This window comes from Enterococcus sp. AZ009 (assembly GCF_050548785.1).
Classification (GTDB): domain Bacteria; phylum Bacillota; class Bacilli; order Lactobacillales; family Enterococcaceae; genus Enterococcus_D; species Enterococcus_D entomosocium.
In genome coordinates this window covers 787,630-799,319 of the sequence record NZ_CP172960.1, presented here as the reverse complement: position 1 = coordinate 799,319, position 11,690 = coordinate 787,630, and the positions used below count along the sequence as shown (strand labels likewise).

General features: G+C 39.8%; 6 protein-coding genes. All 6 read right to left on the bottom strand.

Annotated features, from left to right (window positions below):
• Positions 1-71: 71 nt before the first annotated feature.
• Positions 72-860, bottom strand: coding sequence for a MerR family transcriptional regulator (locus tag IGJ74_RS03700; RefSeq protein WP_176374326.1), 789 nt, complete (start codon positions 858-860; stop codon positions 72-74).
• Between the two features lie 251 nt (positions 861-1,111).
• Positions 1,112-5,686: a mucin-binding protein gene (locus tag IGJ74_RS03695; protein WP_430608685.1), complete on the bottom strand. Its 4,575-nt coding sequence runs from the start codon at positions 5,684-5,686 to the stop codon at positions 1,112-1,114.
• Between the two features lie 526 nt (positions 5,687-6,212).
• Entirely contained in the window at positions 6,213-6,578 is a 366-nt protein-coding gene (locus IGJ74_RS03690) for a RidA family protein (protein ID WP_016622027.1), read from the bottom strand.
• A 121-nt stretch (positions 6,579-6,699) separates the two neighbouring features.
• Positions 6,700-7,080 (bottom strand): DUF7006 family protein, encoded by a 381-nt coding sequence (locus IGJ74_RS03685; protein WP_087665135.1) that lies wholly within the window; start codon positions 7,078-7,080, stop codon positions 6,700-6,702.
• A gap of 322 nt (positions 7,081-7,402) precedes the next feature.
• The gene (locus IGJ74_RS03680; RefSeq protein ID WP_008377149.1) at positions 7,403-8,905 is read right to left on the bottom strand and encodes a helix-turn-helix domain-containing protein; all 1,503 of its coding nucleotides are present in this window, start codon (positions 8,903-8,905) and stop codon (positions 7,403-7,405) included.
• A 350-nt stretch (positions 8,906-9,255) separates the two neighbouring features.
• Positions 9,256-11,532 carry a MucBP domain-containing protein gene (locus tag IGJ74_RS03675; RefSeq protein ID WP_207463028.1) on the bottom strand — a complete coding sequence of 759 codons (2,277 nt, stop codon included), beginning with the start codon at positions 11,530-11,532 and terminating at the stop codon, positions 9,256-9,258.
• Positions 11,533-11,690: the final 158 nt, after the last annotated feature.

The window sequence follows — 11,690 nt, the reverse complement described above, 5'->3', positions numbered from 1 at the left end:
AGTCATCTTATCGATAAACTTGCTGAATCACTAAGTACCAATAGATACGTTTCTCCTTGATCGATTCTGTTTTAATCGGGTTGATCAAGGAGAATTTCTATTTTACTCACGTATTCTTCCGGTAAATTCGTCTCATGAAAATCAATCAAGTAGAACTCATAAAAATTTCCTTTCGCGACCAGTCTATTTTTCTTTAGGTAACTTTTTAGTTCTGCTAAAGCAGCTAAGCGCTGCTTATATGTGCCCGTATAATAAATAGCGAGATACTCTCCTGCAGGCATTGTAAATGCCTTCTCATCTGCCAAATCGTTTGTCAGACAATAGAAAACTTGATGCCTAAATGCGTCTTCGTGCGGCAGTAAAATCGTTCCGAAAACATTTTGATTATTGGCATGCAGTTCTTTTTCAAATTGTTTGTGCAGGCGTTTAAGTTCAAAGTACAAGTCTTTCCCCATTGTGTCTTTCTCTTGACTTAAAACAAGGTACCGTTCTTCATAAAATGTACGTTCAATTTCATGGTTTTGCTTTTTTTCAGCGTAGACAAGCAAGTCAATTCGCTCTTTTAACAAATCTTGTTTCTCTTTTAACGCATGGATTCTATCTTCTAATTGCTCCATCTCGAAATGAAGGATTTCTTTAGTCAGCGCTTTATTCTTTGTATCCAAGTAGTTCTTAATTTCCTCAAGTGATACATCAAAAAAACGCAGGTCTCTAATGGTATTTAATCGCTCAATATCCTCGTATGAGTAATCTCGATACCCATTCTCAGTATAGTTGGGTGATAACAAACCAATTTGTTCATAGTACCTAAGAGTATGTGGTGTGATATCATAGTTTTCACTCACTTGTTTTATCTTCATAGTTCCATCCCTCCCTTTATCTTTCATAGCGTGTCTCTGTCACAAAATCATATCATAATTTTCTTCAGAAAACGAAGGAGTTTTTCCATTGAAGCGGTAAGAATTTTTGGTGCGTGACAGTACTTGAACAAGCTTCAAATCATAATGAAAAGACTGCTGACAAATTTCCAAGATTAGTATGGGAATTTATCAGCAGTCTTCTACTTCGCCAGTATTCTATTTCATTTCATAAGAAAGTTTTTTCTGATTTCTTATTTTCGTTTCTGTCTTAAGCGTCTTAAGAAAAATGCTAGCAGGGATGATACCGCCATAGTCACTCCAGCGTATAATATGAAGGGTTCCTCTTTCTCTCCTGTTTTTGGAAGACTTTTTTCACTCGTGACTGTTCTTGTTGTTTCTGATACGTTAGTCGCTATTTTCATATCAGTAGACGGTGTGTTATCATCTGTTTTTGTCTGATCATTTGGCGTGTTGCTTGACTCTTTTGATGAGTCTGTTGGATTGGCTTCGTCTGTTGCATTTTTTATATACGTCACAGTCAGCTCCGTATCTTCATCTTCTGCAGTCATTCCTGTTTGTTCTTTGACTGTCGTCAGGTCTGCCGTGTAGCCCTCAATTTGCTTGCTTTTCACCTCATCAAATGTCGTGTCACCATTTGTGGCTGCCCAGTCACTATATGCGACTTCACCAGTCAGCAGATTGGTTGTTTCCGTGCGTGTATAGGTTAAGGTTTCCGTATAACTTTCTGCCGCTTGGCTACCATCTTCATAAACATAATGAATCGTCCGCGAAACCTCTTTACTTTCCTCTTTCGTTTCCGTATTTGCTTTGTAGATCACAGTCAACTCGGTATCTTTTGCATCGGGTTGAATATTCGTAATTGCTTCGATCAACTCATTATCTGGTGTGCAATATTCAATCATTGGGCTGGAAATTTCAGCAAAAGTCGTGTCGTTGTCTTTTGCCTTCCATTCGCCATAGGTCACTACACCAGTTGCCAAATTCTTTGCTATCACCCGGGTGAACGTGACTTTATCGGTATGATCGTCCGCCGCTTTGCTACCATCTTCATAGACGTAATGAATCGTTTGCTTGACTTCCTCAGTTTCTGTTGCGGTTTCCATTTTTGGCACATACGTAACGGTGACTTCGATGTCTTGATTATCAACCGCTACTCCTGTAACTGCTTCGATCGTTTCCTTATCGACGGTATAGTTCTTAATCTCAGGACTCTTCACTTCGTCAAATGTCGTATCGTTTTCTTTGGCTTGCCATTCTCCATAGATCTTGTCACCAGTTGCTTCATTCGTTGTCACTGTGCGTGTAAAGGTCACCGTGTCTACTTTGTCTGGGGCTGCTTCTTTGCCGTCTTCATACACATAATGAACCGTTTGTTTGACCTCTTTGGTTTCTGTTGACTCAGTCATATTTGGTGAGTAAGTAACAGTCACTTCACGATCTTTGTCCTTTGCTGTCAAACCTGTGACTTTCTCAATGCTTGTTTTGTCTGCATGATAGTTCTTGATCTCAGGACTCTTCACTTCATCAAATGTTGTATCATCACCTTTGGCTTGCCATTCTCCATAGGTCTTGTCACCAGTTGCTTCGTTGGCGGTGACCGTCCGCGTGAACGTGACCGTGTCTACTTTATCTGGCGCGGCTTCTTTGCCGTCTTCATACATATAATGGATCGTTTGCTTGACTTCTTTGGTTTCTGTTGTTTCGGTCATATTTGGTGAGTAAGTGATTGTTACTTCACGATTTTCTGATTTTTCTGTCAGCTCTGTAACTTCTTCGACTGTTGCTTTGTCTGCATGATAGTTCTTGATTTCAGGACTTTTCACTTCGTCAAACGTTGTATCATCATCTTGGACTTGCCATTCTCCATAGGTCTTGTCACCAGTTGCTTCGTTGGCGGTGACCGTCCGCGTGAACGTGACCGTGTCTACTTTATCTGGCGCGGCTTCTTTGCCGTCTTCATACACATAATGAACCGTTTGTTTGACCTCTTTGGTCTCCGTAGATTCGATCATATTTGGCGAATAAGTGACAGTCACTTCGCGATCTTCTGATCCTGCGGTCAGACCTGTGACTTTATCAACCGTTTTTTGGTCCGCATTGTATTTGTCAATTTCTGGACTTTTCACTTCGTCAAACATCGTATCATCATCTTGGGCTTGCCATTCTCCATAGGTCTTGTCACCAGTTGCTTCGTTGGCGGTGACCGTCCGCGTGAACGTGACCGTGTCTACTTTATCTGGCGCGGCTTCTTTGCCGTCTTCATACACATAATGAACCGTTTGTTTGACCTCTTTGGTCTCCGTAGATTCGATCATATTTGGCGAATAAGTGACAGTCACTTCGCGATCTTCTGATTCTGCAGTCAGACCTGTGACTTTATCAACCGTTTTTTGGTCCGCATTGTATTTGTCAATTTCTGGACTTAACACTTCATCAAACATCGTATCATCATCTTGGGCTTGCCATTCGCCATAGGTCTTGTTACCAGTTGCTTCATTCATTGTGACTGTGCGTGTAAAAGTAACAGTGTCCGTTTTATCTGGCGAGGCTTCTTTACCATCTTCATACACATAATGGATCGTTTGGTTGACTTCTTTGGTCTCCGTAGATTCGATCATGTTTGGCAAATAAGTGACAGTTATTTCGAGATCTTCTGATTCTGCCGTCAAATCTGTGACTTTATCAACCGTTTTTTGATCTGCATTGTATTTGTCAATTTCTGGACTTAACACTTCGTCAAACGTCGTATCATCATCTTTGGCTTGCCATTCGCCATAGGTATTTTTCCCTGTTGCTTCATTCGTTGTCACTGTGCGTGTAAAGGTGACCGTATCGACACTGTCTGGCGAGGCTTCTTTACCATCTTCATACACATAATGGATCATTCGCTTGACTTCTTTGGTCTCCGTAGATTCGATCATATTTGGCAAATAAGTGACGGTTATTTCGAAATCTTCTGATTCTGCAGTCAACTCAGTGACTTTCTCAACCATTTTTTGGTCTGCATTGTACTTGTCTATTTCTGGACTTAACACTTCATCAAACATCGTGTCATCATCTTGGGCTTGCCATTCTCCATAGGTATTTTTCCCTGTTGCTTCATTCGTTGTCACTGTGCGTGTAAAGGTGACCGTGTCGACACTGTCTGGCGCGGCTTCTTTACCATCTTCATACACATAATGGATCATTCGCTTGACTTCTTTGGTCTCCGTAGATTCGACTATCTTTGGCGAGTACATGACAAATTCTTCAATATCTTCTGAATCGGCCTTTACATCGATAACTTCATCGATAAACTCCCTGTCTGTATAGTAGTTGACTATCTCTGGACTTTTGACTAAATCAAATATCGTATCATCATCTCTTGCTTGCCATTCACCAAACGTTTCTTCGCCAGTAGCTAGATTCGTCCTTACTTCTCGAGTAAATTCAACTGTGTCTACTTTATCTGGAGCAGCTTCTGTACCGTCTTCATGCAAATAGTGAATGACTCGTGCGACAATTTTTCTTTCCTCATTACTTTCTATTTTAGGACTATAGATATACGTGACCGTTTGCGGAACATTGCTAAAGACAATTTTTTCCTCTCCTTGAACTTCCTTCAATGTATAGTTAGGGATCTCCTCAGGAACAACTTCAATTGAATCGCCAATATTTCCGCCAGTCAATACATTAGGTGGCAATAATTCATTACCCTCTTCATCTAGGTAATTGACTGTGACTGGTGCTCCTTCAATAAACCGAGGCTGCCATACATAGGTGTCAGCCATCGTCGTGCCATCGTAAATCAGCACTAGCTCCTCTGATTTCAATATATGTTCACCGTATGGCGCATCTATGGTACCTGTCCCTACATTTTGCCAGTAGCCGGTATAATAACTTGAATTCCATCCGTACATCCCACTGGGGTCAACCAAGTTCACCGGATAGGAATTGCCTGGCCAATTGTTCCACCCAACAAAACTGAATTTTGGTCCTAATGTTAATTCTCTTAGATAGCGTACATTTGCTAAAAACTGGTTCATCCCAGCACCCAAAGAATTTATAACACCGGTGCTATCAAAATTCGATAAATCTAATGTAGATCCGCTATAGCCATAAAACATACTATTCATCGTGGTGGCTTGACTCGTATCAAGATAAGTCAGCCCAACAATCTCATTCAATTGAGAGGGTACAGTGCCATAGTGGGAGTAGCTCTCAAACAAACCTGCCACATCGGCTGGCAAAATGACGGGCGCAGTGAGAATAACTTTTTTTATGACCATGTTCTTAAGTTCGTCCGTTAAAGGAACCACTTGGTCCACCGCCGTTGTCAATGTACCTGCTCCTACGGTCAAAACTCCTTCAATATCTAATGTGGCTGGAGCGGTTCCCCAGTTACCTGACCAAAGGATATTTTCTGCTTCCGCTACTTTTGTTTTCGACTCCTCGTCAGATGTTGTACTGCTCTCAGTGGCTTCTGGCTCACTGGAGGATTCTGTCATCCGCTCTGTGGATGGTTCCACTTGATCTTCACTTGCTTGTGATGACTCCGATGCCCCTTGTTCCCCTGTACTTTCTACTACTTGTGTTTCTGAATCGACGGTTTCTTCACCTGTAGCTTGTCCGCCTATTCCTTCTTGTTGTTCAGATATGAATTCATTTGTACTTCGTGTTACTTCTTCTGTCGTTGAAGTGCTGATCGTTTCAGCTACTGCCGGAACACTGACAATTGCTTGCGTGATCAATGGGCTGCCTAATATAAAAACAGAAGAACTGATCAGAATACGTGATAAAAGTTCTTTCTTCGCTGGTTTTTTCATTGCTTTTCCCTCTTTCAAATTAAGTAAATAAGATCAGCTACACTCTCTCCAATTAAAAAAAGCTGCCCATTGACAACTACTTCTTACATCTATGTAATACGTTCGCTGACTCATTCCTTATGACTGCATTATTGCATGGTTTTCAGGGACGAACACGACAATAATTGTCATGAAAATGACAAAATAAGTCCTATTTTATAAAACGAAAATAAAGAATATGAACAACTGTGTCTCTGAAAGTGTGCACAAAATAAAAGAAATATAGCTTAACTTGCTTCCTAGAACTGGTTCACACTATGTTTACAAAGCGTTCGGAGTCCTCGTAAAAAACTTTGGGTTTATCCGATCAATCCAATTATCTCGAAGGAAAAAATAGCTGTATAGAGATAAAAAAAAGAGACTGGATATTCAGCCCCTTTTGTTTATCATTCTTATTCATAGAAACAGCCAAGACGCCCTTGATCTTCTCCCCTTATCCTACGGCTAACAAGCAAAAACATCGAAGCCCATTTTGATTTCTAGGTACTTACTTTCCCTGATCTTCCTTAAAAGCAATGGCATCGATTTGAAAAAGAATGCCTACCTCTCCAGAATGAGCGAAAGCTGTCTGAATTGATTTTCTAACCGGAAATTTCCCATGGAAGGTTTCTTTCAAGATCTTCTCCATCACTGGAATATCAAACACATCTTTAAAAAGTACATCCATTTGAACCACATTTGCAAATGTCAAATCGACTAATTTCAAACGTTCTTCTAAATGATTCAATGCCCCTACAATCTGTTGCTCTATTGGCTGCCCGATGTTCCCCACGCAATAGCCCACGAAAACAAAATTTCCCGCTTCAATCACACCTGAAAGTGCCCAGTCCTCATTGATATCGTATCGCTTCATTCGTTTTGTTTCCCCTTTCTATTTATTTTCATAGTAAAAACCATGTCTGTTAATTGACTTGGTCATATTATTGCTTTTTTTGTCTTTGAGCGTCAATCCGTACATTCCAACTGATAAATTCCTACTCCACCGAAAAATGCAAGGAATGAGGGGTTGGGGCGATCAATGTCAGCCCGCACCTTTCTTTAAAGTAAGTCTTGCTGTCTTCTTTTGCCACTTGCAAGATTTCCGCTTCAGTAAAAGGCACAACACTGTCACTGCCTCGAAGCTCACTACACTCTAAAATAATCAAAATCTCTGCTTCAAGGGTATTGATTTTCGCAAGCTGTTCGAAAAAATTTTTTTGATTGATTTTTTGAATCGCCATGCGAATTTCTAAACAGTTTCTATGGATTTTTTCTTTGATTTTTCCATACTCATCTTTACTGAAAAGCCGTTCAGATTCCTCAATATAAAAGTTCAAATATTCTTGCAATGTGTGGATTTTAAATGGTTCCTCCATCTCCAGCACCTCCTGTATTTTAATGGTTGATTCTTATGTAAAATGATTTATTCCAGTCTTGTATGTCTGTATTATCACACGGTTTTTAGCTGGAAACGCGTCAATATGTGACTGATTAAATACAAAATACGTCCTGTTATATAAATACTGATTCTAGTTAGTACAGTTCATTTACATAATCACCTTTATCTCCGAACATACTTTGCAAGCTATAGAAGGTGTGACACTGTTGTTCAGCAAATTTCTATCCTCTGGCTATAAAGAAAAACAGGCAGTCCTCTCAGATTTGAGAATACTGCCTGTTTGCTGAATCTTGGGTAAATCAATCATTTTCATTGTATTTTTTATTGGAGGTATTCTGAAATGTTTCCACCGCTTCAATTAGTTCCAGCCACCGGTCACCGGTTGGAAAGCTATTCCACTTAAAAAATTGGACGTTTGGATTTTGGTCCAAAAAGGCTTGCCGATCAACTGGATAATCGGTCACCACAAAATCTGGTTTTTCTGAAACGAAAGCGAGGGTATAGCCAAACCAGCGTTTCAATCGTTCTTTTTGTCTGATTTCTTGAATTTTTCCAAATTTTGATTCATGAAAGATGCGGACTGTCGTTCGATCGATTTTTGCTACAATTGAAAGAAGCATGCTGTATTGAAAAAGCAGTCGATTATTGGAAGCATACATGGTAGTAAAAATTGGGGATTGTTGGGCTAACGATTGGTACATCTCCTGCACGAGTGGAAAAATTTTGGGAAAGACTCTGCGATAATCTTTATCCGTTGTCGTTTTTCCAAAAGCATCAATTTTATTTTTCGACGCAAAGAGGAGTGACACAGAATGAATGTTCAAGGCATTAACGAAAAGATACTCGATCTCCCCTTCAGGGACGAGAAAGATCTTCTGAGCAGTTTTTGCAAACAGTCTTGCTGTTGCAATTGATCCTTCCGAGAAGTGATCAACAACTCTTAGTTGGCTAGGAATCTCTTCAGGCAAATACGTCGTCATCACAGAAAACATATAATATAAGAAGAGAAACTCTGTTTCTGGAACGTCACTTAGAATCAAGTTAGCGTTTAGCAATGGTTTTATGAGCTCTTCTTTGAATTGCTCGTAGGAAATCGTGTGATGGACCATTTTCTTCATCTCTTGAGGAATCTCTTTTACCGGAAAACCTCTTTTAAAACGATAAAGACTTAGTGCAAGCAGTTGGATAAATTTTTCCTGATCGATACCGCGATAAAAACTAGGATAACTTGTCAACTTCTCCTTCAATGCACGAACACTTTGCTTCGACAATCCAATATAACGCACATTCGTCGCATCATAGATCTGCCAATACATGATATGGAAAAAATGACGAATTCGGTATTCTTCCGCTACAAATAACGGTTTCTTTTTTAAATTCAATTTGATTTGATAATTCTCAAGAATCGTTTCTACTTCCTTGAGCTTTCTTTGAACCGTGCGATTACTGACATAATGTTGTTGGGCGGTTTCTTCCAAAGACACGTATTTATCACTAAAGAGTCTGTCTAAAATTTGAAAGGGCATACTTTCTGCTAACATAACCGAATAGAATTTTGACAACAAAAAATTAGGCGCAAAATCAAGGGCTAGCTCCCTTCCTTCTCGCATGTCGATTTCAAAAAAAGGGTATGATTTTTGTAAGTCTCTTGCACGCTCAAAAACTAAAACGATTCTTCTTTTTGATAAATGCACATGATCCGCAAGGTCACTCAATAGTTCACGATCAATGGCATGTTCAAAAAAATACGCAAATAGCTCATAGACATCTTGATCCAATTTAGTTAAAAGAAATTTATACATAGTAATACCTCTTAACTTTAGTTTTACAGTAATTATACTCTTTTAAACGTGCATTTTCATTTCCTAGGTGTTGATTCATTCGTTTCTCTCAATGAAACATTCTTGCTAAATAATTCTGTTATTCGAGATTGTCTTGGAACGTTAGTCTGATAAAGAATCAGAGTCTCAAATGATCAGAAATTCTTTGAGCTACTGGGAATAGTCAGATAAAATCCATTCAAAGATTAAGGAGACGAGGAAACCGTCCAATCCATCCTACAAAAAAGGAGTGGATCGCCCCACTCCATAAAAGGTTAACTTTTTAAACCAATCGTCCATTCTGGACATATTTTACTCTTTATAGAGAAGCTTTAATTCTCAGTTTTTCTTTTTCTTCGCCAAATTGCTAAGAAAGAAAATAGAACAATGATCGTTCCCAAAAAGCCCATGATTCGTTGACCTGTTAGTTGTTCTCCTGTGGCAGGTAATTTACTTTTCCCGTTGGTTTGTGTGTTGGTTTGTGTGTTCATTTGATTGTCTTTGTTTCCTGATTTATCCTCTTTTTCTGCTTCAGGGGTTTTGTTTTCTGATTCAGGCGTATCTGCTCCTGAATCATCCTCTGGTTTATTCTCTTTTTCAGCACCGTACACATAGATGACTTCTTGTGCGGTAGTACTGAACATCCCTTTGGCATTGCTTGGTATTTGAGAAACCGTCCAGCCTGAAAGTTCTTTGGCTTCACTCTCATACGGCAAACCTACTTTGCCGTTCAGAATCGTTGGTTCGGCTAACTGATTGCCTTCTGTATCTTCGTATCTTACCGTCACGGGTGCGGCATCACTACGTTCGTACACATAGACCACTTCTTGCGCGGTGTCACTGAAGATGCCTTTGGCATTCGCTGGCGTTTGAGTCACAGTCCAGCCTGAAAGTTCTTTGGCTTCACTCTCATACGGCAAACCTACTTTGCCGTTCAGAATCGTTGGTTCGGCTAACTGATTGCCTTCTGTATCTTCGTATTTTACCGTCACTGGTGCAGCATCACTACGTTCGTACACATAGACCACTTCTTGCGCGGTGTCGCCGAAGATGCCTTTGGCATTGTCGGGTGTTTGGGCTACATACCAACCAGAAATAGATTCTGACTTGCTCTCATACGGCAAACCTACTTTGCCGTTCAGAATCGTTGGTTCGGCTAACTGATTGCCTTCTGTATCTTCGTATCTTACTGTCACGGGTGCGGCATCACTGCGTTTGTATACATAAACGACTTCTTGCGAGGTATCACTGAAAGTACCTGTTTTATCCCCTTGGATTTCTTTCAATGTATAGCCAGCAATCGGCTCTTCTTGTGTCGTATACGGTTCACCAACAACCCCTGATAAAGTGACGTCTGGTAACAATGTCTTTTTATTTTCATCAACATACTTGACGGTCACATCTTCTGCAGTATTCACATACTTCACTGGTATTTGATAATTCACTAAATATTGAATGGTACCTGTACTAGCAGCTCTCTCGGTGGATAAACGATTAGGAACAAGAGAAGTGATTGATAAATAATCAACATTGGCGGGAATATGTTTAAATTGAATCCCTTCTTCAGTCAATTCGAACCCATCATTTTCATATAAGGGAAAGATATAGCCATTTTTATCTATCCCCCGAATCGAATAAGAATACTTTTTGTTGGACAAAGAAGAGAGCAACGCATTTCCTTGGGTATCAACCATCATACGGTCTTTATAAAGAACATCAGATTGGCCGTCTTTTACTAACATTGGCTCTAATAGTATTTTCTCCTGAGTCATAATAGATAGTTGGGAATTTTGATGGTGTTCTGCAGATAGCTCTAACTTAGAAAAATCCGTCATGCTACTTGCATAGACCGTCAGATAATCTGTAACCCATCCACTAAGATATTGACCAACCCCAATTAATTCTTGGGCTGTCAAATAGGCATCATAATTTCCTATGTGGATATTTGAAAAAGATCCTTTTGGAAAAATTTGTGCTAGTACATTAGGACGGGTAAACAATGTTGCATTGTCCGCCATAGTGATTTTGGGAACATTCGCAGCAATAATAGACGTCGTATATAACGCTTGTAAGTTGCTAGCGTATTCTAAGCCAGTAAAATCGACTACTGTGTCTTTGACTAAAGAAGAAAAATCTAGCTGTTTTAGATTCGCCATATCTTCTTGAGTGATTGTATTAACTGTTTTGTTTAGCCCTTTCGCTACCTCATTTTGCAAATTCTTATCCGGCATCCAAGCGTCCAATGGAACGCTGCGATCAGAGAATGCCTCTTTCATTTCTGCTGACGATTCGGTTGCCAAGCTAGCTGTGTCTTCACTTGAATCAGGTAGTTTTTTTTCTGTCCTTTCCGTCGAGCCATTTTTCTCATCATCATTAAACACTTCTTGCGATTCTGAGTTACTTGTGGTGTCCCCGTTGAATTCTTCTATACGAGAAGAAGCGACTGTTTCAGTAGTCTCCTCCACTTTTTCTAATGTTCCTAGTGTCGTTATTTCCTTGTTTGATGGAATGGTTTCCTGTTCCTCAGCCATAACTTGTGCCAAAGGTGCCAACACAGGCTGACTTAACAAGATCGCCAATGACAAATAGCCCCAAAATTTCCTTTTCATAACATTCTCCTTTTATATTCGTTTAAATACGATACGCTTTCCTATCTTTCACCTATCTACAAACTTCGCCTTCTGATGATGGTGATGACTTGTTAATTACAACTTTTAGACACAGGATGCTCCTGTTCATTTTGATAGTATTGCATGGTTCATCATTC

Excerpts from the sequence above, each read along its gene's own strand:
- IGJ74_RS03685 (WP_087665135.1), bottom strand. The coding sequence starts at position 7,080 with ATGGAGGAACCATTTAAAATCCACACATTGCAAGAATATTTGAACTTT.
- IGJ74_RS03680 (WP_008377149.1), bottom strand. The coding sequence starts at position 8,905 with ATGTATAAATTTCTTTTAACTAAATTGGATCAAGATGTCTATGAGCTA.
- IGJ74_RS03700 (WP_176374326.1), bottom strand. The coding sequence starts at position 860 with ATGAAGATAAAACAAGTGAGTGAAAACTATGATATCACACCACATACT.
- IGJ74_RS03675 (WP_207463028.1), bottom strand. The coding sequence starts at position 11,532 with ATGAAAAGGAAATTTTGGGGCTATTTGTCATTGGCGATCTTGTTAAGT.
- IGJ74_RS03690 (WP_016622027.1), bottom strand. The coding sequence starts at position 6,578 with ATGAAGCGATACGATATCAATGAGGACTGGGCACTTTCAGGTGTGATT.
- IGJ74_RS03695 (WP_430608685.1), bottom strand. The coding sequence starts at position 5,686 with ATGAAAAAACCAGCGAAGAAAGAACTTTTATCACGTATTCTGATCAGT.